General features: G+C 37.3%; 18 protein-coding genes. 4 read left to right on the top strand and 14 right to left on the bottom strand.

The features are described from left to right. The 3 genes from BCG07_RS12810 to BCG07_RS12800 form a co-directional block, all read left to right on the top strand. The coding region (locus BCG07_RS12810) for a citrate synthase (RefSeq protein ID WP_286890449.1) at nucleotides 1-1,149 on the top strand (1,149 nt) is incomplete at its 5' end. 110 nt (nucleotides 1,150-1,259) lie between these two features. Further along, nucleotides 1,260-2,486, top strand: coding sequence for a SufS family cysteine desulfurase (locus tag BCG07_RS12805; protein WP_286890448.1), 1,227 nt, complete (start codon nucleotides 1,260-1,262; stop codon nucleotides 2,484-2,486). 33 nt (nucleotides 2,487-2,519) lie between these two features. Beyond that, nucleotides 2,520-2,936 carry a SufE family protein gene (locus BCG07_RS12800; protein ID WP_010556431.1) on the top strand — a complete coding sequence of 139 codons (417 nt, stop codon included), beginning with the start codon at nucleotides 2,520-2,522 and terminating at the stop codon, nucleotides 2,934-2,936. Nucleotides 2,937-2,942: 6 nt separating this feature from the next. Here the strand turns inward: BCG07_RS12800 and tcdA are convergent, their stop codons facing one another. From tcdA to BCG07_RS12765, 7 genes are read right to left on the bottom strand one after another with little or no spacing between them, the layout of a single operon-like run. Beyond that, nucleotides 2,943-3,740 (bottom strand): tRNA cyclic N6-threonylcarbamoyladenosine(37) synthase TcdA, encoded by a 798-nt coding sequence (tcdA, locus tag BCG07_RS12795; RefSeq protein ID WP_286890447.1) that lies wholly within the window; start codon nucleotides 3,738-3,740, stop codon nucleotides 2,943-2,945. Further along, complete coding sequence (locus tag BCG07_RS12790; protein ID WP_286890446.1) at nucleotides 3,741-4,409, bottom strand: TIGR01621 family pseudouridine synthase; 669 nt, start codon at nucleotides 4,407-4,409, stop codon at nucleotides 3,741-3,743. Nucleotides 4,410-4,416: 7 nt separating this feature from the next. Next, the gene (kdsB, locus tag BCG07_RS12785) at nucleotides 4,417-5,178 is read right to left on the bottom strand and encodes a 3-deoxy-manno-octulosonate cytidylyltransferase (protein WP_286890445.1); all 762 of its coding nucleotides are present in this window, start codon (nucleotides 5,176-5,178) and stop codon (nucleotides 4,417-4,419) included. Continuing rightward, the gene (locus BCG07_RS12780) at nucleotides 5,166-5,363 is read right to left on the bottom strand and encodes a Trm112 family protein (RefSeq protein WP_006794732.1); all 198 of its coding nucleotides are present in this window, start codon (nucleotides 5,361-5,363) and stop codon (nucleotides 5,166-5,168) included. Before BCG07_RS12780 ends, kdsB begins: the two co-directional genes overlap by 13 nt. After that, a complete protein-coding gene (gene lpxK / locus BCG07_RS12775; protein WP_286890444.1) occupies nucleotides 5,353-6,333 on the bottom strand; it encodes a tetraacyldisaccharide 4'-kinase in 981 nt (326 codons plus the stop codon). The genes BCG07_RS12780 and lpxK overlap by 11 nt, the downstream gene beginning before the upstream one ends. Nucleotides 6,334-6,335: 2 nt before the next feature. After that, a complete protein-coding gene (gene msbA / locus BCG07_RS12770; protein WP_286890443.1) occupies nucleotides 6,336-8,075 on the bottom strand; it encodes a lipid A export permease/ATP-binding protein MsbA in 1,740 nt (579 codons plus the stop codon). A 60-nt stretch (nucleotides 8,076-8,135) separates the two neighbouring features. Then, nucleotides 8,136-10,403 carry a DNA internalization-related competence protein ComEC/Rec2 gene (locus BCG07_RS12765; RefSeq protein WP_286890441.1) on the bottom strand — a complete coding sequence of 756 codons (2,268 nt, stop codon included), beginning with the start codon at nucleotides 10,401-10,403 and terminating at the stop codon, nucleotides 8,136-8,138. Here BCG07_RS12765 and BCG07_RS12760 point away from each other — a divergent pair. Next, entirely contained in the window at nucleotides 10,383-10,886 is a 504-nt protein-coding gene (locus BCG07_RS12760; protein ID WP_286890439.1) for a DUF2062 domain-containing protein, read from the top strand. The genes BCG07_RS12765 and BCG07_RS12760 overlap by 21 nt on opposite strands. Before the next feature lie 71 nt (nucleotides 10,887-10,957). Here the strand turns inward: BCG07_RS12760 and BCG07_RS12755 are convergent, their stop codons facing one another. The 7 genes from BCG07_RS12755 to BCG07_RS12725 all read right to left on the bottom strand — a co-directional run. Beyond that, nucleotides 10,958-12,700, bottom strand: a complete 1,743-nt coding sequence (locus BCG07_RS12755; protein ID WP_286890438.1) for a DUF3466 family protein — start codon at nucleotides 12,698-12,700, stop codon at nucleotides 10,958-10,960. 11 nt (nucleotides 12,701-12,711) lie between these two features. Beyond that, on the bottom strand, nucleotides 12,712-14,625 hold the full coding sequence (uup, locus tag BCG07_RS12750) for an ATP-binding cassette ATPase Uup (protein ID WP_039037086.1): 1,914 nt from the start codon (nucleotides 14,623-14,625) through the stop codon (nucleotides 12,712-12,714). 15 nt (nucleotides 14,626-14,640) lie between these two features. Further along, complete coding sequence (locus BCG07_RS12745; protein WP_286890434.1) at nucleotides 14,641-14,880, bottom strand: glutaredoxin family protein; 240 nt, start codon at nucleotides 14,878-14,880, stop codon at nucleotides 14,641-14,643. Continuing rightward, nucleotides 14,873-16,990 (bottom strand): bifunctional 23S rRNA (guanine(2069)-N(7))-methyltransferase RlmK/23S rRNA (guanine(2445)-N(2))-methyltransferase RlmL, encoded by a 2,118-nt coding sequence (rlmKL, locus tag BCG07_RS12740; RefSeq protein ID WP_286890432.1) that lies wholly within the window; start codon nucleotides 16,988-16,990, stop codon nucleotides 14,873-14,875. The genes BCG07_RS12745 and rlmKL overlap by 8 nt, the downstream gene beginning before the upstream one ends. Before the next feature lie 90 nt (nucleotides 16,991-17,080). Continuing rightward, nucleotides 17,081-17,611, bottom strand: a complete 531-nt coding sequence (locus BCG07_RS12735) for a cell division protein ZapC (RefSeq protein WP_008127330.1) — start codon at nucleotides 17,609-17,611, stop codon at nucleotides 17,081-17,083. 122 nt (nucleotides 17,612-17,733) lie between these two features. Continuing rightward, the gene (gene pyrD, locus BCG07_RS12730) at nucleotides 17,734-18,744 is read right to left on the bottom strand and encodes a quinone-dependent dihydroorotate dehydrogenase (RefSeq protein WP_286890038.1); all 1,011 of its coding nucleotides are present in this window, start codon (nucleotides 18,742-18,744) and stop codon (nucleotides 17,734-17,736) included. Nucleotides 18,745-18,861: 117 nt separating this feature from the next. Beyond that, a partial coding sequence (locus BCG07_RS12725; RefSeq protein WP_286890429.1) for an NAD-glutamate dehydrogenase occupies nucleotides 18,862-23,274 on the bottom strand: 4,413 nt, incomplete at its 5' end.

Genomic DNA, 23,274 nt, shown 5'->3' with positions numbered 1-23,274 from the left:
TTCATGTCGACTGGTTCTTGTGAATCTGCAATCACTTACATTGATGGTGGTAAAGGTGTTTTACTTCACCGCGGTTACCCAATTGAGCAACTTGCTGAAGAATCAGACTATATTGAACTTTGCTACTTACTTCTTAACGGTGAGTTACCATCTAAAGAGCAATACGATGCATTTGCAGAGAAAATTACTCGCAGCACAATGCTAGATCAAAAAATTGCAAATTTCTTCCAAGGTTTCCGCTTTGATGCACATCCAATGGCAATGCTTTGTGGTGTTGTGGGTGCTCTATCTTCTTTTTATCATGAAGATTTAGATATTACTGATGCTGAACAACGCAAAACAAGTGCTATTAGATTAGTTGCTAAATTACCTACAATTGCTGCAATGGCTTATAAAACAAACATTGGCCAGCCTTTTGTGTACCCACGAAATGACCTAAGCTATGCAGAAAACTTCTTACACATGATGTTCTCTGTTCCAGCTGAAGAGTACAAAGTAAACCCAATTACTGCTAAAGCAATGGACAAAATATTCATGCTTCACGCAGACCACGAACAGAATGCTTCTACATCTACAGTTCGCCTTGCTGGTTCTTCAGGTGCGAACCCATATGCGTGTATTTCAGCTGGTATCGCTTCTTTATGGGGCCCTGCTCACGGCGGTGCTAATGAAGCATGTTTAAACATGTTAGAAGAAATTGGCTCAGTTGATCGTATCGATGAATACGTAGCCAAAGCAAAAGATAAGTCAGATCCGTTCCGTCTAATGGGCTTTGGACACCGTGTTTACAAAAACTTCGACCCAAGAGCAACAGTAATGCGTCAAACGTGTCACGAAGTATTAGAAGAGCTAAACATTCAAGATCCTCTTCTTGATATTGCAATGAAGCTTGAGCAAATTGCCCTTGAAGACCCATACTTTGTTGAGAAGAAACTATATCCTAACGTAGATTTCTACTCAGGTATTATCTTAAAAGCGATTGGTATTCCAACAAGCATGTTCACTGTAATTTTTGCAATGGCACGTACTGTTGGTTGGATCACTCACTGGGACGAAATGCTTTCTCAGCCTGGTCATAAAATCAGCCGCCCTCGTCAAATGTATACTGGTTACACTGCCCGTGACTACGTATCTACCGACAAGCGCTAATATTATTTAGCTTAAAAAGGCCGCTTTTGCGGCCTTTTTTGTGTTCAATACTTGAGAATTATTATAAACCCATTACAATTTGCGCCTCAAAATGACCATGTTGAAGAGCTATGCCTGCTTTAGAATTTGATATTAATAAAATTAGAAATGACTTTCCTACTTTAAAGCAGCAGATAAATGCTAACCCACTTGTTTATTTAGACTCTGCAGCAACCACTCAAAAACCCCAATCAGTCATAGACGCTATAAACGAATTTTATACTAGCCAAAATGCAAATGTACATCGCGGCCGTCACACATTGAGCGAGCGTGCCACAAGCTTATACGAGCAAGCTCGTGACAAAACAGCCAAGTATTTTAATGTATCAAGTAAAGAAATTGTTTGGACTAAGGGTGCTACAGAGGCAATAAATTTAGTAAGTAATGGTTTACGAAGCCGATTTAACCAAAACGATACTATTATTATCTCAGTATTAGAACATCATGCTAACATTGTTCCTTGGCAAGTACTTAGTGAGCAAACAGGCGCTAAATTATTAGCACTCCCAGTTAATGATGATGGAACATTAAATATTAAACAATGCTGTGATTTTATTAAGCAGTCTAAACCTAGTTTGTTTGCAATTACACAAGCATCTAACATGCTTGGTAATATCACAAATTTAAAGCCCCTTATTACTGCTGCAAAAGAAGTTAATTCACTCGTTTTGATAGATGGCGCTCAAGGCGCAATGCACTTAAAGCCTGATTTACATAACTTAAACTGTGATTTTTACGTGTGCTCAAGCCACAAGATGCTTGGCCCCACAGGTTTAGGTGTACTTTATGGGAAATATCAAGAACTTAATTCTTTAGATGTGTATCAAACTGGCGGGGAAATGATAGATAAGGTGTACCTTACGCATAGTACTTATCGCCCTGCGCCTGCAAAATTTGAAACAGGTACTCCTAATATTTCTGGCGTAGTAGGTTTTTCTGCGGCTTTGGATTATTTAAACGCCTTACAAAACGAACAATTACAAAAGTATGAGCATAAACTATTTAATTATGCGGCTGAAAAACTGGTAACCATTCAAGGTATTACAATTTATAGCAATCTATCTGACAATATTGGCACGCTAAGTTTTAATTTTAAAGATGAGCATCCTTACGATTTGGCAACATTACTTGACGGTTATGGCGTTGCAGTCAGAGCAGGCCATCATTGTACGCAACCGCTTATGACTCATTTAGGAATAAATGGCACCTTAAGAGCCAGCTTTTGTTTTTACAATACCCATGAAGATGTTGACATATTCATCAACTCACTCAAAGAATGTATCGCCTTATTAGATTAAACGTCGTTTTTATATATTTTATTAGGATAACTCATGACAAATACGTTTAAAAAAACCACTGAATCAATTGAAAAAGCGTCTTCTTGGCAGCAAAAGTATCGTGAAATAATGCTTTTAGGCAAAACTTTACCCGCTTTACCTGATGCTTTAAAAACAGAAGGTTCACTAGTTCCCGGCTGTGAAAGCAAGGTATGGATGTTCGTTGAATTTGATTTAAAAGAAAATACGTTAGTAGTCATTGGTGATTCAGATACACGTATCGTAAAAGGGTTGCTAGCAATTATTTTATCTTTATATAACGGACTGACACCAGAGCAAGTAGTGAAAATAGATGCGTATGAGGAGTTTGATAAGCTAGGTCTTATTAGCCACTTGAGTACATCACGTGGTAACGGAATTAAAGCCATGGTTGATAGAATCCAAACCATGGCACAGCAAAAAATAAGCTAAATAGTGCTAAACCTGCAAACGCTGCTTTTTGTCTAGGTATTTGCGAATAGCTCTGGCTGCTACAAAAAAGCCGAAACTTCCTGTAATCATCGTTGCAGAGCCAAAACCATTATTACAATCCATATTCATGCTGCCATCTGCACTTTGCTTAGCATGGCAAACACTACCATCACTCCCTGGATAAACTAATTGCTCTGTTGAGTAAACGCAATCAACATTAAATTTTCGTTTGGGGTTATTACTAAAGTTATACTGTTTACGTAATATGTAACGCACCTTTGCAAGTAAAGGATCTTGCGTTGTTTTAGCTACATCACCAAATGTAATTTGACCGGGGTCGGTTTGACCACCAGCACCACCAGTGGTAATTATAGGCATTTTATTTCGCTTGCAATGGGCAATGAGTGCTGCTTTTTCTTTAACCGCATCAATACAATCGATCACATAGTCAAAGCCGTGAATGTGCTCTTTAATGTTTTCGAGAGTTATAAAGTCATCAATGACATCAATGTTGCATTCTGGATTTATAAGTTCACAACGCGCTTTCATTGCGTCGACTTTAGCATGACCAATCGTTCCGGATAAGGCATGGACTTGACGGTTTACATTGGTCGCACAAATATCATCAAGATCTATGAGCGTTATTCTACCTAAACCGGTGCGCGCAAGCGCCTCAGCTGCCCAACTCCCCACTCCACCAATGCCAACAACACAAAAGTGAGCCTCTTGAAGCCAATTAAATTGCTGATGACCATATAAACGTTTAATGCCACCAAAGCGGATGTCAGTTATTTTTTCACTCATTTACCAGTCCAGTTCCCATGGCGAACGCCATGCTTGAAAATTATCATGTTGTAACAAGGTTAAAAACGCATCACCGTTACTAGGTAAAAGCGTAAATTGTAAGTTCTCACCTTGCCAAGTAAAGCTCAATGCATAAGCATGCAAATATGTTCTATCTGAAGCCGTACCTGAATAAGCAATATCACCCAATATTGGGGATCCTATACTTTTTAAGGCAACTCTTAGCTGGTGTGTTTTACCCGAGAAAGGTTTTAAAATAAACGCTCTAAAACCCGCTTTAAAACTAATTGAATAAAAACGGGTAATTGCAGGATTTAAATTAGATGCTAAAAGCTTATAGGTACCACGGCGCGACTTGGCCATGTCTCCTTTAACCCACCCTTGCTTTTTTTTAGGTTTAGAGTCTGTAATAGCAAGATAAAATTTATCAATAGAATGTTGTGCAAAAAGCTCCGTAAACGTTGCTGCAGCGCTTTTATTTCTTGCTAAAACAATTAGACCCGAAGTTACTTTATCTAGTCTATGAACTGCGTAAAGTTTCTCATTAACTTGTCGCTCGGCTAGCACAACAAAGCCAGGTCCATCTTCTGAATGAAAGCTTAGTTGTGTTGGTTTTTCGACAACATAAAAATCAGCATGCTCACATACCACGTTTAATATTAAGTTCATTCAAAGGTCACGCATTTTTATTTTGTAAAAACGCGATTACTTTTGCTAAATCTTCAGCAGTATCAACACCTGCATGCGGAGCTACTTTTGCCTGCTCTATTTTAATACTATAACCATGATACAAAACACGCAGCTGCTCTAATGACTCTAATAACTCCAAAGGAGAAACACTAAGTGCAATATATTGATTAATAAACCCTGCTCTGTAAGCGTAAATACCCACGTGGCGTTGAAATGATGAAAGTTCTAAATCTCTTTTTTCATCTAACATCGCATGTCGATCAAAAGGAATACTCGCACGCGAAAAATACAACGCGTTTTTATTTATATCGCTAACAACCTTGACTGCATTAGGATTAAATATGTCGTCTTTATCTTCAATGGCAACGCTTAATGTAGCCATGGGTGCTGATGATTCATTTAACAACTTAGCTACTTGTAAAACGTTATCGGGAGCTAGTAATGGTTCATCACCTTGAACATTTACAACTATGGTATTGCTATCTAAATTTAATAAAGCAACTACCTCCGCTAAGCGCTCGGTGCCTGACTGGTGATCTTCACGCGTCATCACAACATCATTAGTAAACGTACTAACCTCATCAAATACTTTTTGATGATCGGTTGCAATTATCACTTGGCTTGCACCTGATAAACATGCTTTCTCATAAACATGTTGAATCATAGGTTTACCACAAATGTCTGCTAGCGGTTTTCCTGGTAATCTTGTTGAAGCATAGCGCGCAGGTATAACGACTACGAATTCCACTTTTCAACCTCTTCTAACGATAACTCTCTTGCTTCATTTTCAAGTAATACCGGAATATCATCTTTAACAGGGTATGCGAGTTTTGCAGCAGTACTAATTAGTTCACTGTTGTCTTTATCAAAACGTAATTTTCCTTTACATACAGGGCATGCAATTATGTCGAGTAATTTAGTATCAAAGGCCATTTAGGATCCCTTTTTCTTTTAATATTAAAGTTAATTTATTTATTACAGCCTGTGTTGGCTTTGCATTTACTGGTAAATAATACCAATTATCTTTGGCAAACTCGCTGCATTTTACGGCGTCTTTTTCGGTCATTAGAATATTGTCGTTACCAAATCGGGTAAAATCTTCGGCAGTGTATGGATGATGATCCCTAAAGTGATTTGAAGATAATAATGTTATCCCCTGTATTTTTAAGGTGTTTTCAAAACGCTTAGGATTACCTATTGCGCTAACTGCATGGCCATTTGTAATCAATTCACTAACAGGAAAGGAACTTTTTACTGACCTGAGCGCTGCAGGCTCTAATGTGTAGTTATTACTATTCTGCCCACCGTTTTCAACAATCAAATCTACCGACTTCAAACGTGCAGGAGTTTCTCGTAATGGCCCTGCAGGCATTAGTAACCCATTTCCAAATTGGCGTTGACTATCGACAATACAGCATTCAATAGTCCGCGCCATTTTGTAATGCTGCATACCATCGTCAGAGATAATGATATCTAAATTATAATCACGCGCTAGTAACTCAATATTGCGTTGTCGGTTTGGCCCTATAGCAATAGGGCATTTTAGACGATGAAACAGAAGTTTAGGCTCATCACCCGCCTCAGCAGCTGGCGTATTATCTTTAACAATTAAAGGATAATTACTCGCCTTACCACCATAACCTCGGCTAATGATTCCAACTGACAACCCTTGTTTTGTTAAAAAGTCATAAAGCCATAATACAAATGGTGTTTTACCATTCCCACCCACACTAATGTTACCAACAACAATAATAGGTATGTCGCTTTTAAATTGCTTAAATATTCCAAAACGATACATCTGCTTTCTGGTAATCGAAATTAGCCAAAATAAAGCTGACAATGGCAAAAAAAGTAATGTAATAAGTCCAACTGGTTCGTACCAGCTTTTTTCGATTTTATTCACGGTTACTCGCCAAACTGCATTTTACACAACGCTGAATACGTTCCATCGTTTGAAAGTAAGCTGGTGTGATCGCCACTTTCAATAACACGGCCATTATCGATAACGTAAATTTTATCGCTATTTTCAATTGTAGATAATCGATGTGCAATGACAATTGATGTTTTATCTTTCATTAAGTCATCAAGCGCATGTTGAATCAGTTTTTCAGACTCTGTATCTAATGCAGATGTTGCCTCATCTAATATTAAAATAGGGGCATCTTTTAAAATAGCTCTAGCTATAGCAATGCGTTGACGTTGACCACCAGAGAGCATCACTCCGTTTTCACCTACCATCGTATTTAGCTTTTCAGGTAAATCTTTTACAAACTCCCACACGTGGGCCTGCTTAGCTACCTGTAATAACTCAGCATCTGTAATATCTCGCTGAATTCCATAACATATATTGTTAGCTATAGTGTCGTTAAACAGCACAACCTGTTGCGATACTAGCGCAAATTGGCGTCGCAGATCTGTAAGCTTATAATCATTTAAAGGAATACCATCTAACAGTATTTGACTTGGTAAGTCTAAATCATAGTAACGTGGTAATAAATTAGAAATTGTTGATTTACCTGAACCCGACCGCCCAACTAACGCAATACTTTCGCCGGCTTGAATTGTAAGCGTTAAGTTATTTAGTACAGGTTCATCTTTTGTGGGATATTTGAAAGTCACATTTTTGACCTCAATTAAACCTTTCGCTTTTGTTACAGATACTGTGCCTGTATCTTTTTCTATATTTTCGTCAAGTATTAAAAATATACTTTGCGCTGCAGAAATACCACGCTGCATATCACTATTAACGTTAGCTAACTGTTTTAGCGGACGTAGTAACATCATCATCGATGAAATAAGCACAACAAAGTCACCTGAGCTAATACTGTCTATCATTGAAGGCATTGATACCACCCACAAAATAACGGCCATAGCACTCGCTGCAAGTATTTGAATAACTGAAACACTTAATGCCTTTGTGGCATCCATTTTTATACGTTGTTGTCGGTTATGATTATTAATTTTAGAAAATTGATTAATTTCTCTCTCTTGACCGCCAAAACCATGAATCACTTTATGGCCACTGAGCATTTGCTCTGAGCTTCTTGTTACTTGGCCCATAGCAGATTGTATATTTTTAGAAATATGACGAAAACGCTTAGATACTATTGCAACGATCAGCGCAACTAAAGGAATAATAACTAAAAATATCAGAGATAATTGCCAGCTTGTATAAAACATTACACCAAGCAGAAACACAACAAATGCCCCTTCTCGCACTACAATCAGTAATGCTTTGGTTATTGCTTGTTGAACTTGTTCTGTATCAAACGTGATTTTAGAAATTAGGTCACCTGTTGAATTTTTATCGTGAAATGAAACAGGTAGATGTAAAATATGTTCAAATAATTCCTGGCGGAGTGAACGAACAACTTGCGAGCCTACATAGCTTAGGCAATAAGATGACATAAAATTAAAAATACCACGACCAATAACCAAAGCTATTACTACAAAAGGGGCGTATTTTAATATTTCGTTATTTCGTTGATTTAAACCTTCATCAATAAAAGGCTTCATTAATTGAATAAATAAAGCATCCATACCGGAATAGCCAATCATGCCAACAATAGCAACTATTGCCACGCTTTTGTAAGCACCTACGTAAGAAATTAAACGCTTGTAAATTTGTGTAGTACTTTGATCCATAATACTCTCTTTATTCAATTACAAACCCTATTGTATCCTTGCTAGAACTAAAACAAAACGTCAATCTTTTATAAACCAGTAGCTTTGGTAATCTCGTGCTGTAATAACAGTCACAGTCTCTTCGTAAAACTCCACCGTAATTTGCCCTTGTTGCCCAGTAACATACTGCAAGGCATTAATATTTCTATAACGCTCAACAACCTCAGTTTTAGGAAATTGCCACTGCCCTTTGTAAGCACTTGAATGAATAACAACCTGTGGCATAACTGCATTAATAAATTTATTACTTGATGACGTACTACTACCGTGATGGGGACTAAGTAACACTGTACTTTTTAAACTATCGCTAGACTTTATCAGTTGCGACTCTCTATTTTTTGAAATATCGCCTGTAAATAGAACGCTGTGCTCTTTATCTGAAACCTTTATTACACAAGACTCATCATTTTCATTGCCATACAAGGGAGTTGGGAAACTTTTAATTATTAGCCCAGCCATGTTTACTTCGTTTGGAATACACCCCTTTGAGGGTCCATTAGGGTGAAATTCATTAAATGAAAACTTTAAACCTGCACCGATAAAATGAGATAAACCACCGGAATGGTCATTATCAAGGTGACTAATTACAGAATGAGTCACTGCAATATTATTTATATCAATAAAAGGTAACAAAATACTTTTAGCACGGCTAAAACGATTAAAGTAACTAGGTCCAAAATCATAAATAAACCCTTTATCATCTTTTTCAATAAGAGCCATAAGACCGTGCCCAACATCGAATACATGTAATTTCCATGTAGGCTTATCAGCAAGTAAATAATCAATATAGAGCATGGCTATAGGTAAAAAAGCGAGCCGCCTATATGGCGAAAAATAAAAAATTAAAAGAGTAAGATAAGCATAAATAATGACACTTAGACCAATAATTCCTATGTTTAGCCAACCAAAACCTGCTGGTAATTTATTTAAACAGGTAAAAATAAAAGCTAGACCGCTATCGATAAAAATAATCACCATACTAATATCAAATACGGCACTTATAGCCGTTAATAAAATTAAACAAGGCATTAAAATAAATGAAAGAAATGGAATTGCGACTAAGTTTATGACTAAGCCAGCAACACTCACGCCATTAAAAAAGTAAAAAGACAGAGGCAGTAAACCAATAAATAGTGCAGCCTGAATAGTAATTAATGCAAAAAGTACCTTTAAAAATGAATTGGTAAAGTGAGGTACATTTTTAATAACTAAAAAAATAACCACGACTGCAAAAAATGAAAAATATAATCCAGGATTAAGGGTATTGAACGGATTAACAACGAGTACAATAACAAGCGCAAACAAAATACTGCGCCATCTCATTAGCTGCCTTTGAAAATAATATAGAAGTAAATAACAGCCAAGCATTATTAGTGCACGAGTCGCTGAAACCAAAAAGTTACTTAAATAAACATAAACAAACGCTGATATAAAACCAATCGCACTGTAAGCAATTGAAAAATTGATCGTTTGATTATTAAACAATTTAACGTGGATAAATACCCACTTTGTAATGAAGAAACCAAAACCGAACACCAACCCAATGTGTAAGCCTGAAATAGCAAGTAAATGGCTTAAACCCAGTGATTGCATCAGCTGCTTATCACTCGGTGTCATTAACGTCTTATCCCCTGTTAATAAAGCATAGTAAAGCCAATTTAGTGTTGTATTTTCGTATGTATTTTTAATGAAGCTTTTATAATTTTGAACACTATTTTGTTCTGAAGTGCTTTTGATTTTTAATTCTTTATTAAGAACTTTGCCTTTAAAGAAAATTCGCTGCTTAAATGCATACAGTTCGTTATCAAATACATTAAAGTTTTTATTACTTCTAAATTTTTTTAAATTAACACTTGCCACAAAACGATCATTAGCACGCATTGGCTGATCTAAATTAACGCTTAACATCGCGCTAGGTGCACTCAAATTAGAATAGTATTTTCCATTAATACGCACTAATTTTGCTTTGACATATTGGGGAGCTTTGTTTGAGATGACTTCTTGTATTACAACTTCGACTGGATATGCGTACTTTTCATCATTAATTATGTGCTCAAAGTTATAAAAAATATGATAATGCGCTATAACGATACAAATTCCACAAATAAAGCCTAACAATAAAGACAAAAACGGCTTAAAATAAGCGCCTATTATTACAATGGACACTGTAATAATAATAAATTCGAGAGTTTCGTAATAAAACACGGTTGAAATACAGCCAATTACAAAACCAAGACTGATCCACACTGATGTAAATGGTTGCTTTAAATGGCTAAGAAAACTATCCAAAGATTTTTACCCGATCCGAATAAAATAAGACATCACAAATCGTTAAAAATTTTTGGTAAGCTTTTGCAAGATGCAAATCTTTGGCACTTAAACAGACGTTCTGCTCGAGGGGCCTTTGCGGTTGGTTTATTTTTTGCTTTCATCCCTGTTCCCTTTCAAATGGTATTAGCCGCAGCGACTGCTATTTTATTTAGAGTTAACTTACCTATCTCAGCAACACTTGTTTGGCTTACTAATCCGTTAACCATGCCACCTATTTTTTATGGGTCTTACCTCGTTGGTACTCTTGTTTTAAATCAACCAGAACAACACTTTGCTTTTGAGCTTAACTGGGTTTGGTTTGAGCAGAGTATCGAAACTATTGGCCCTGCATTCTTAGTTGGCTCGCTTGTATGCGCCTCTATAGCATCAATCATAGGCTATTTTGGCATTGATATTTTATGGCGCCGCTCTGTTGTAAAGGCAAGAGCTGCACGCAAATAATATCGATCCTTTGAATAGTATAGACGAAAAAAAACCCAGCTAGGAAGCTGGGTTTTTTATTTAAAAATAATTTAAAAACGAAATATGCGTCGAATACCAATTAATGGTAATAGAAATAACGCTAACCAAGAGGTACTGGCTGAACTTCTTTCATAAATTTCAGCCTCTGGCGGTGCACAATTTTCAATTTCACCATTTTCTAATGGTGTTAGTTTAACTGCAACGGCGACGGTTTCAAATTCAATATTACCGTTAATATCTGTCACTACACCACCAAGTGTGTCACGCTTTTCTACTGTTTTAGTGGCAACACCAAACACTTCGTTATTCTCATTGATAACATTAGCTTCTACTACAGTATATGGATAATCAGTTTCACCGTCGGTTTCATAGCATGGTAATAAGTCATTGAGATTAGTTATTTTATCTTCACCAATTTTATAAATAAATGCGGCTTTATCTCGTGAACTATCCGATCCACCTACTTCCCCTTCGCCTACTATATAACCTTGGTTATTGATATCATTTGCTACAGAACTTGACCCAGTGAAATAGTCATTTGGAAAAACAGTATTTCCAGTCGCAACGTCATGATAGAAGAATTTGTTCCTAAAACTGCTTTCAATCACTTTCGTAGCATAACCTACCACTACGTCGTTATCATTTAGAGCAGATGCAATACCATTTTCCCAACCATCTTCTTGATCAATAAAATCTACAACTTCACCATTTTTAAAATATACAGGCATAGATATTATAGAATTATCATTCCTGTAATAGCGTGTGTTTGAGTAGCCAGCAATAGTACCTTTAGAATTAATAGCAAAGGCAGTACTCACAAAATTATCATCTTCCACTTCATCTTCATCGGGTGTTAAAGCTAAACCTAGGTTTTCAACTGAAACAACATTTAATGATTCATCTAATTCCCATTTAAATGCACTTTTATTAAACAAGCCTTGAGATGAAGTTGAATTATTTAAATTAATACAAGCTGAAACTGGTGAATCTTCATTGTCACAACTTTCGTCGATATCTTCTTGTATTTCAATCGGAATACTTATTGAAGCGTTTCCTACAACAGTGTAGCCACTATTTGTTTTAATAATATCATTTGCTCGACTTGTGCCGCCATAATCGTCAAACTCAGGCGCTAATGAAACTTTTACACCATCTGCACTAATAACAATTGCTCGCTCTACAAATTCATTTGTAAACCAAGTTTCTGCATCATCTTCACCCTCTGGTGTAAAAGAAACCTTGTCATATGGAGCACTACCCCAACCAACAGATACACCGTCTTCACTAACAGCATTGTATAAATTAAATGTTGAACGAGTTAAACCATCGTAGTCGATAGCTGCTTCATCAAATAAAGTTTGCTCAACGACACCTGACTCTGTGAATCGAACGCCTATAAATGGATTTTGCTTCTGATACTCATAGTTACTTGATCTATCACTCAGAAAAGAAACCATGAAGGCATGTGCGTCAGGGTTTGTTAGTACAGCATCATTATTTTGTATATCATCTAGTGTAAACGTAATTACTTTATCAATCTGTTCATAGTTAGACTCAGTAGTGTCGTATTCACTTTTTATAAGGTTATCATCAAAGTCGATATAGCTAATATCTATAGGTAAGTTATAAAGTCCGTTAGCAAAACCAATTATGTGCCCGCTTTCACTTGCATCAGTAACGTAAGAAAATTTTGCATTATCGAGTGTGCCTAATTCACTTAATTGATATGTTGCACTAATAGCTGATGTACTCAATGTCGCTAGGATACTGGCAGCGAGTAATTTATATTTCATTTTAGTCCTTACTACTGATTCTGTAATTCTTCAAGTTCTTCCCATCGCTCAAAAGCGGCTTCAAGGTCAGACTCAAGTTGTGCTAAATGGTTCAATGCTTTGGTTGTTATGTCACTGTCTTGTTTAAAAAAGTCAGGATCGCCTACCACATTTTGCTGGGCTTCTACGTCAGCTTCAAGTTGCTCCATTTTATTAGGCAACTGCTCTAATTCAAGTTTTAATTTGTAAGAAAGCTTATTCGTTTTAGCGGCTGGCTTTGCAGCAGGGGTCGGTTGCTTTTCTACTTTTTTTGCAGCTGGTTGAACAGCTTGTTTTTCTTGTTCTGCTAAATAACTTACATAAGCTTCATAGTCACTATAACCGCCGACTATATCTGTCACTTTTCCGTTACCTTCAAATGCCCATACACTAGAGCATGTATTATCGATAAATTCACGGTCATGGCTTACAATAATAACGGTACCTTGATACTGATTAATAATGTCTTCTAACAGCTCAAGTGTTTCAATGTCTAAATCATTGGTTGGCTCATCCAATACCAGGATATTCGATGGTTTTAAAAATAGCTTAGCAAGTAATAATCGGTTTTTTTCGCCGCCAGATAAGGCCTTAACGGGTGTTCTAGCGCGCGCAGGTGGAAACAAAAAGTCTTGTAAGTAACCTAATACATGACGAGAGCGCCCACCCATCATGACTTCTTGCTTACCTTCTGCAACATTGTCTTGTACTGTTGCTTCTTCGTCTAACTTTTCACGGTATTGATCAAAGTAAGCAAATTCTAGATTAACACCCTGCTTAGTTTCACCGCTGTCAGGTGCTAAGTCACCAAACATTAGTTTTAATAGTGTTGTTTTACCCACACCATTAGGACCGACTAAACCGATACGGTCGCCACGCATAACTAAAGTAGAAAAATCGCTTACAATCGTTTTCTCTTTAAAAGCATGAGATAAATGCTTAGCTTCAAAAACTAATTTACCTGAGCGGTCTGCAGTTTCAATATTGAAATCTGTTTTACCAACTTGATCAACTCGTTGCTTGCGCTCATTACGTAATTGTTTTAATTCACGAACACGGCCTTCATTACGAGTTCTTCGGGCTTTTACTCCCTGACGGATCCACGCTTCTTCTTCAGCTAATCGTTTATCAAAGAGTGCATTTTGACTTTCTTCTACTTTTAAGTCATGCGCTTTTTGTTCTAGATAAGTGGCGTAGTCACCTGGATATGAAATAAGTTTGCCGCGGTCTAAATCCAAAATACGTGTAGCAATTGCACGAATAAACGCACGATCGTGAGATATAAATACAATCCCACCTTTAAAGTCTTTTAAGAACTGCTCTAACCACATCACACTTGTCATATCTAAGTGGTTTGTTGGTTCGTCTAATAGCAACAAGTCTGGCTCACTAACTAATGCACGTGCCAGTGCAACCTTACGTAACCATCCACCTGAAAGCGATTCAAGTTTCGCATCAGGTGACAGCTCAAGCTTAGTTAATACTAATTGAATACGGCTATCGAAGCGCCAGCCATCAGCGGCTTCTAGCTTATTAGATAAGCGCTCAAGTTTATTTAATAATTGATCGGTACATTCAGTTTGCAGTTCATTACTCACATGGTGATAATCGATAAGTAAATTAGCTATTTCTGGCATACCTTGGGCAACATAATCAAATACGGTACCGCTAGCCCCTTTAGGTGGATCTTGTTCAAGACGAGAGATCTTTAAACCACCGAGCTGGTTTATTTCACCATCATCCAATATTACTTGGCCATCTAATACTTTTAACAGCGTTGATTTACCTGCGCCGTTACGCCCCACAATACAAACTCGCTCACCACTTTCAATAACAGCATCTGCGTTATTAAGTAACGCATGTGTACCAAAGGCAAGCTGTGCTTTCGAAATTCTTATTAAATCCATAATTCTACAATGCTCTTAATCTGCCAGTGCTAAAAATATTTGCACTTGTTCTGCAGTAAAAGGCCAAAACAATTGCTGGCCATGTTCATTTTTTAAAACAGGAATACTTACCTGATATTGCGCAATAAGGTGTTTGTCAGTCATTATGTCTGTTAACAATAAACTGCCTTCGCTCATTAATAACGGTGTTATTAGTGCGTGGGCTTGTTCACATAAATGACACCCTTCCGTATGGTATAAAGTCCACTTAGCCATGGGTAATTAACCAGCTGTTATGAATTTTTTTATTACGCTTAAAGTCTGGTGAGAGTGTTTTCTCAGAAATATTAACAGCTTTTAAACCTAAACCAATCAATCCAACTTCATCCATAACAAAGCCACGTTTGTTGTTAGAAAAAATCAATGTTCCAGACGGGCTAAGAATCTTTTTAACCCAAGTAAGTAACTTAATGTGATCACTCTGAACATCAAACGCATCTTTCATTCGCTTTGAATTTGAAAATGTTGGCGGATCAAGAAAGATTAAATCATATTGCGCAGTCGCATGCTCTAGCCATTTAAGGCAATCTGCTTGCTCAAAACGATAACGCGTATTGCTAATATTATTTAAATCAAAATTATCTTGGCCCCATTTTAAATAGGTCTTGGATAAATCAACTGTGGTTATAGCCTTTGCTCCACCAATAGCTGCATGAACTGATGCACTTCCTGTGTAGGCAAATAAATTTAAAAAACGTTTGTCCTTGGCATTTTCTTGAATGTAGCGACGAACTAAACGATGATCTAAAAATAAACCCGTGTCTAAATAATCAAATAAATTTACTTTAAACTTAGCACCAAACTCTTCAACAACCATCGTTCTATTTTGCTTAGCCATAGGGGTGTATTGCTCTTCACCTTTTTGCTTTTTGCGAACTTTTACGGCGATGTTTTCAGGTGCTATGTTTAGTTGTTGCGCTGTTAAGCTAATGACGTCCTGAAGACGCTTATCAGACACTTTTTCATCTATTTCTTTTGGTGCCGCGTACTCAAAAATTACAGCGCTGTCGTTATATACATCAACCGCTACATTGTATTCTGGAATATCAGCATCATAAACGCGATACGCGTCGACTTTGTTTTGCTTTAACCAATTCTTAAGACCTTGTTTATTTTTTTTAAGACGGTTAGCAAACGACATTGAACCTTCATAATTAAGGGCTTTTTTGTCATCAGTCGTCAAACTGACTTGCTTGTCATCTAGCTGATATAAGTTAAGCTCAACATCTAATGGACCATTTTTAAATTTATAACGTTTTAATTTAACAAGCTTTAAAAGTTTAAATAAACTCTCATCCATGCCCAATAACGCCAGTTTCCAATGGTTAAAATGCTTTTTAAAGCCAACACCTAAATTACGGTGTAAATCAACTAACTCAGCCATAGAGCCAATACGTTCACCATAAGGCAAATTTGAAATAACCACACCTGGTAATTTAGCTACTGCGGTTAACTTGGTTGCATCGCTTTGCTTAAATTTAATTATATCATCAAGCTCTGCACGCTTTGCATTATCAATGGCTTTACTTAATACCTGAGCATCGTAGTCGTGGCCTATTAACCAAAGTTTCGGGTCGGTTATATTTGCAAGTAGTTCTTCTTTTAGCGCTTTAAATTTTGCCACTCTAAAACTAGGTAAACGCTCAAAAGCAAAGCCTTCACGAAACAAACCTGGCGCTTCATTACGTGCCATACCTGCGGCTTCTATTAAAATAGTACCCGCACCACAACATGGGTCAAACAAAGGTTGTTTAACGTTATCTAGCCATCCGCTGCGTTTAATAATTGCAGCCGCTAAATGCTCTTTTATTGGCGCTTTACCTTGTCCCTGTCGGTACCCACGTTCAGATAGCCTTGGTCCTGAGTAGTCAATATATAAAGAAACACCGTGACGATTTAAACGTGCAACAACACGAACATTGGCATCCTGTTTATCAACATTAGGGCGTTGCTCATACAAATCATTAAAGTAGTCAACAATAGCATCTTTAATTACTAAACCTGAAAACTGTGTATTCTTTAACGAATCATTAGTACCGTTAAAATCTACAGCAAATGTTTGCGTTGGGCCAAACCATTCTTGCCAAGGTTGAAAACGAGCAAATTTATACAAGCTATCTTTATCATCAACGCCTTCTTTTTCTTCGATAAGCATAAGCACACGCGTTGCAAAACGGCTTGATAAACAAACCTTTTGCGCCAGTAATGAGTCAGCCTCAAAACGAACAGAACCAACAGTTTGCTTAGACACAGCAGCGCCAAGTTCTGTTAACTCATCAACCAATAAATTTTCGATTCCGATAGAAGTAAGTGCGATAAATTGCAAAGTAGTAACCCTTAATAGCTAATTGCGCAGGATTATACCATAGGTTGAGGGACAAACACGCCATAACACATGCTTAATAGCGTAAATTACTTAGGCAGTTTTAAATTTAATTTGCTGAGGTAAGATGGGATGAACGCGATTATTTAAAATTTTGATAACTTCAAATTGAGCAAGAGATAAATTTTCGTCTAATTGAAAATTCTCGCTTAAATTTAAGCAAACCGAGGCATCACTACAGTGATCGACAATCAAAAAGTCGCCCGTTTGCGCCTTAGAAACTAATTTAACGACTGCTTCAACACTTGGTTGGCTGCCAGTGTATTCATTAAAAAACCAGCTTTTTGCTAGCACAGGTTTTAAATGAAACTTAACCGCTGTAGCATTTAACGCTATTTGACATATTTGTGCACCAGACCAGATTTCAAACCCGTCCAGATAATTATAAACTTGTTCGTAAAATGCAGCATCTTCTAAGCTAAAGTTAGGGTTTTTGATAACTAAATCTGTTAACTGCCTTATTTTATAAGGGGTGCAAAGCTGCATTTCATCGTTCAAATCAAGTAATAAACGATTTTTATTAGGACAAGCAATCCACTGCCATTGCTTTGATGCTTGTAACATTTGCTCCTCCTTGTGGGCTATATTAAAAATAGTATCAGTTCAAAGTATAACTGCTTTTGACCATTTTATACATAAATGCTTAGAACATTTATCGAACGATCAAAAGCTTAGATAACTGATCCTTATAAGCCGTTTACGATCGATTTTACCAATTCAGGGCCTTTATAAATAAAACCTGTATAAACCTGTACTAAACTAGCACCCGCATTAAGCTTCTCTTTAGCTGAATTAGCATCATCAATTCCGCCAACACCAATAATAGGTAACTGGCCTTTTGTTAATCGTCTTAATTCACTTACTACTTCTGTAGAGCGTGTTCTTACAGGGTGTCCTGATAAACCACCGGCTTCCTCAGCATACTGCTGACCGATCACATCACTTCGTTCTAGTGTTGTATTAGTTGCAATTACTCCGTCAATTTTGTTGTTTAGCAGTGACTCACTTACCTGTTCAATTTGAATAGGATCAAGATCCGGCGCAATTTTTACAAGCATCGGAACTTGCTTATTATGTTTTGAAACTAAATCTAACTGCTCATTTTTAAGACTTTGCAACAAATCATCAAGTGCAGCTCCGTATTGTAAATCTCTCAGTCCGGGTGTGTTTGGTGAAGAAATATTCACGGTAATATAAGAGGCATACTCAAAAACTTTTCTCATACAGTGTATGTAATCGTCTTTACCTTGCTCATTAGGGGTATCTTTATTTTTACCTATATTAATACCTAATATGCCGTTGTACTTTGCTGCTTTTACATTGCTAATTAAATTATCAACGCCTTTATTATTAAAACCCATACGATTAATAATAGCGTTTGATTCTGGCAATCTAAATATACGAGGCTTGTCGTTACCGGCTTGCGGGCGAGGTGTAACAGTACCCACCTCTAAAAAACCAAAACCCATTTGGCTAAATGCATCTATACACTCTGCATTTTTATCTAAACCTGCTGCTAACCCAACCGGATTTTTGAATTCAAGACCTAGAAAGTTAACGGGTTTATTTGCTACAGATTGCGACCATGCGGCACTCAAAGGCGTATTAGCAAAGCGGCTTAAATTATTAAGAGCAAATTCATGTGCCCACTCCGCATCACGGGTAAACATAAAACGGCGAGCTAAATCGTAAAACATGAATATATTCCTCTTTAAATTACAGACAAAAAAATACCTCAGACAAGGCTGAGGTATTATATAACATTTTTATTAATTAGCTTATTACTTAGTTAATAAATAATGCGCGTAATTATTTTATTTTGCTGGTGTATCACAATTGTGACTCAATAGCATTAGTTCACGCAATGCCACTGAGAACTTGGCAAAATCATGACTTTGCGACGTTTTAAACTCAGCCAGCATTTGCTTCCAACGAGTAAGTAATAACTCTTGCTTATCCATCCACTCATCAATTTGGTAATCAACGTCTTTTTCATCTGCTTCAAAGCTATTTAAAACAACCTGAGCCAATGTTCGTTGCTGCCAATCTAACTCTTCACGATAAGATGAACGGGCCAACGCTTGCCAATGGTTAGCAACAGGTTGGTTAGTTATTTGATCTAAGAACCAATGTAAGCCCATTCTTGCACCTAGCTTAAAGTAAGTATTAGACACCATAGCAATGCCTCTACGCGAATTATTAGCAATTTCTGCTAAGTCCATCACCGAGAACAAGCTAGATAATGAAACGATGCGCTTAGCTATATCTAATGGTACTCCACTATCTGTTAACTTAGTTGCAGCTTCATCTATGCGAGCACTTTCCTTTTCAACAATATAAGTGTTCAAGTTATCACTCAAATCACTAAATGTTGGTGAGAAGTACTCAATACCTTGCTCAATCGTTTGTGATTTATTGCGATGACGCAAGAACCATCGAGTTGCTCTGCGAACAGTTCTACGAAGCTGATAAAGCATTTCTGTTTGTACAGCCGCTGGAATTTTATTATCTAAAGCGCTGATTGATGACCACGTATCACGCATTTCAAAAATTTCACTGGCAATTGAGTAACACATTGCAATTTCAGATTCGCTAGCACCTGTTTCTTCGTGCATACGAACCATGAAATTTAAGCCCATGTCATTAACAATATTATTAGCAAGTTTGGTCGCTATAATTTCTTTACGAAGTGGGTGATTGTTCATTGCATCATTAAATTTCTCACGAAGTGGACGTGGGAATGATTTAACTAGTAACTGACGATAATATGGATTCTCTGTAATTTCATCCGTTACAAGCGAATCTTTTAACACCATTTTAGCGTATGAAACCAATACTGATAACTCAGGACGCGTTAGATCTTTGCCTGATGCTGCTCGCTCTGCTAACTCTTCATCACTTGGAATAAACTCTATAGCACGGTCTAATTTGCCATCTTTCTCAAGGGCATGAATAAAGCGAATTTTTTCCTTAAGTGTCGATGTACCACGAGATTGCGTGATTGAAATTGTATGTGTTTGACGATAACAGTCTTTCAATACCAGCTCTGACACTTCATCAGTCATAGAATAAAGCAGTTCATCACGTTGTTTAAGCGTTAAGTCACCTTCAGCAACTAACCCATTAAGTAAAATTTTAATGTTTACTTCATTATCTGAACAAGCAACGCCGCCAACGTTATCAATAAAGTCAGTATTTACGCGTCCGCCTTGTTCAGCAAATTCTATGCGTCCAAGTTGCGTAGCACCTAAGTTACCACCCTCACCTAGCACTTTAGCACCCAGTTCTTTACCATTTATACGTAGCGCGTCGTTTGCACGGTCGCCAACGTCAGCATCGGTCTCTTTTGTGTGCTTGATGTATGTACCAATACCACCATTCCAGAGCAAATCAAACTCCATCATTAATGATGCTTTCATTAACTCGTTAGGTGTCATGCTTGCTTTTTTTGTACCCAGCATTTTTTTCATTTCTGGGCTAAGTGTAATCGATTTTGCAGCTCGAGAGAAAATACCACCGCCGGCTGAAATAAGGTCTTTGTTGTAGTCTTCCCACGAAGAACGAGGCATATTAAATAAACGTTCACGCTCTACATACGATTTTGAGGCATCAGGATTAGGGTCTACAAATATATGCATATGGTTAAATGCAACTTGTAAACGAATGTGCTTAGACAGCAACATGCCATTACCAAATACGTCTCCAGCCATATCGCCAATTGCAACTACTGTAAAATCAGTAGTTTGACAGTCAATATCCATCTCACGGAAGTGACGCTTAACAGACTCCCATGCACCTTTAGCGGTTATGCCCATTTTTTTATGGTCGTAACCTACAGAACCACCCGATGCAAAGGCATCACCAAGCCAAAAGTTGTACTCATTTGCAATACCGTTAGCTATATCAGAAAACGTTGCTGTTCCTTTATCAGCAGCCACTACTAAATACGCATCATCTTCATCATGACGAACAACATTACTTGCTGGCACTATTTCACCACGTGCAATATTGTCAGTGATATCTAATAAACCTCTAATAAAGATTTTATAACACTCTTGGCCTTCTTTAATAAAAGCATCGCGCTCTGATGGTAGCTGCTTACATACAAATCCACCTTTAGAGCCAACAGGTACAATTACAGTGTTTTTAACTTGTTGCGCTTTAACTAAGCCCAAAACTTCTGTTCGAAAATCTTCACGACGGTCTGACCAACGTAGTCCACCGCGAGCTACCTTACCAAAGCGTAAATGTACGCCTTCAACACGAGGCGAATAAACAAATATTTCAAAAGCAGGTAACGGTAGCGGTACGTCAGGGATCAAACTAGGCTGTATTTTAAATGATACGTATGATTTAAATTGGTTCTGAGCATCTTTTTGGTAGTAGTTAGTGCGCAGCGTAGCCACAATCATGTCTACATATAAACGTATAATGCGGTCATCATCAAGGTTGGCTACGTTTTCAAGCTCAAGGTAAATTTGTGCTATTAACTTGTCCAGTGTTTTAGAGCTCGCAGGGCTCTTAACAGAAAAGCGTTTAGCGAATAAGTTAACGATTTGAGACGCTATATGTGGGTAGTTAGCAAACGTACTTTCAATATATGTTTGAGAAAAAGTAACACCAATTTGGCGCATGTATTTAGCATAAGCACGCAAAATAGAGGCTTCACGACCCGTTAAGCCACCCATTAACACTAAACGGTTGAAACCGTCATTTTCTAAACGGTTATTCCATACTTTGGTTAAAGCCGCACGAAAACGAGCAGACACTTTATCAAAATCATCCATCCCTTTACTGTCAATCAGCATAGAGAAATCCATGATCCAATTAATTCGGCCATCACTAGTTTTAACCGAATAAGGTGTTTCACCTATTACACGTAAACCAAAGTTTTCTAGCATTGGCATTACATCTGACAAATGAATTGGCTCATCTTTATGAAATAAGCTCAAACGAACAATATTTGTATTCGCCTCTTCTTGAGGGCGATAAAAAAGCATCTCAAGTTTATTTTCTTCACTTAATAGCTCAAGTTTTTCAATATCAACTACTGCGGCACTCGGTAACACTTCATCTTTGTATGAACGGGCAAACGCGTTACAATATTTACGATTTAAATCATTTCCACGCGCTTCACCTGCAGACTCTAAAAGCGCAGATTGTAGTTTGTCTTCCCAAGTACGGGCAGCTTCTATTAAATTATTTTCGATGTCTTTCACATTAAATTCGATATTGTTGTCAGTCACACGAACAGTGTAATGAGTACGTGCTAGTGTTGACTCGGAGAAGTAAGTGGTAAATTCGACTTTTTCGTCAGAATTAAATGCATTGCCTAAAATATCTTGAGTTTCCCTGCGCAGGGCTGTGTTGTAGCGCTCGCGAGGAACATAAACCATACAAGAGAAAAAACGACCATAAGCATCTTTTCGCACAAATAAGCGACACATATCACGCTCTTGCACTTGTAATACACCGGTTGCAACTTCAAGTAACTCATTTTCGCGTGCTTGTACTAACTCATCACGCGGGTAAGTTTCTAAAATATTTAATACCGCTTTGTAAGCGTGTGTGCCTTTTGCAAAATCACACATATCCATTATGCGAGTAATTTTGCTTTTTAAAACAGGAACATCAGCAGCACTATTATTATAAAAATTAGATGAAAATAAACCAATAAAACGGTCTTCACCAATAACATTCCCTTCATCATCAAAACGTTTTACACCAACGTAATCGATATAAGCGGGACGATGAACACGAGACTGTGAATTAGTTTTAGTTAATATCAATAAATTACTGCTGCGCGCTTCCTGGCGAGCCACCTCTGGTAACTCAGAAAGCAAGCGAGTATGCTCTTCTGTAGAGTTTTTTAACAACCCTAAACTTGTATCCATTTTACCTTTAAGCTGATAATCCCCCTGAACAGGACTTAACTCGTATTCACGGTAACCCATAAGGGTGAAATTATCGCTAACTAGCCAATCTAAAAATTCAACGGTTTCTGCCACTTCACTTTTATTTTTACCGTGGCGGCGCTTAGGTAGCTCTTTACTTACTTCAATTAGTTTTTTTCTTATTGGCTGCCAATCTTCAACAGCAACAGACACATCAACAAGTACGGATTCTAATTCTTTTTTGAAAGACTCAATGGCAGTCGAATCTGTTTGGCGATCAATTTCTATGAAAAAAACCGTTTTTGTAGATGTAGATTCTTGCTCTGCTTTTAA

This window comes from Pseudoalteromonas sp. ESRF-bin5 (assembly GCF_002632075.1).
Taxonomy (GTDB): Bacteria; Pseudomonadota; Gammaproteobacteria; order Enterobacterales; family Alteromonadaceae; genus Pseudoalteromonas; species Pseudoalteromonas marina.
Note: the sequence above shows the minus strand (reverse complement) of the source record. Positions and strands in the feature narration are given on the sequence as shown.

Coding starts and splice junctions, on each gene's coding strand:
- BCG07_RS12755 (WP_286890438.1), bottom strand. CDS start 12,700: ATGAAATATAAATTACTCGCTGCCAGTATCCTAGCGACATTGAGTACA.
- pyrD (WP_286890038.1), bottom strand. CDS start 18,744: ATGTTTTACGATTTAGCTCGCCGTTTTATGTTTACCCGTGATGCGGAG.
- BCG07_RS12790 (WP_286890446.1), bottom strand. CDS start 4,409: ATGAACTTAATATTAAACGTGGTATGTGAGCATGCTGATTTTTATGTT.
- msbA (WP_286890443.1), bottom strand. CDS start 8,075: ATGGATCAAAGTACTACACAAATTTACAAGCGTTTAATTTCTTACGTA.
- BCG07_RS12805 (WP_286890448.1), top strand. CDS start 1,260: ATGCCTGCTTTAGAATTTGATATTAATAAAATTAGAAATGACTTTCCT.
- tcdA (WP_286890447.1), bottom strand. CDS start 3,740: ATGAGTGAAAAAATAACTGACATCCGCTTTGGTGGCATTAAACGTTTA.
- BCG07_RS12780 (WP_006794732.1), bottom strand. CDS start 5,363: ATGGCCTTTGATACTAAATTACTCGACATAATTGCATGCCCTGTATGT.
- BCG07_RS12760 (WP_286890439.1), top strand. CDS start 10,383: ATGGCTAAGAAAACTATCCAAAGATTTTTACCCGATCCGAATAAAATA.
- uup (WP_039037086.1), bottom strand. CDS start 14,625: ATGGATTTAATAAGAATTTCGAAAGCACAGCTTGCCTTTGGTACACAT.
- BCG07_RS12800 (WP_010556431.1), top strand. CDS start 2,520: ATGACAAATACGTTTAAAAAAACCACTGAATCAATTGAAAAAGCGTCT.
- BCG07_RS12745 (WP_286890434.1), bottom strand. CDS start 14,880: ATGGCTAAGTGGACTTTATACCATACGGAAGGGTGTCATTTATGTGAA.
- BCG07_RS12735 (WP_008127330.1), bottom strand. CDS start 17,611: ATGTTACAAGCATCAAAGCAATGGCAGTGGATTGCTTGTCCTAATAAA.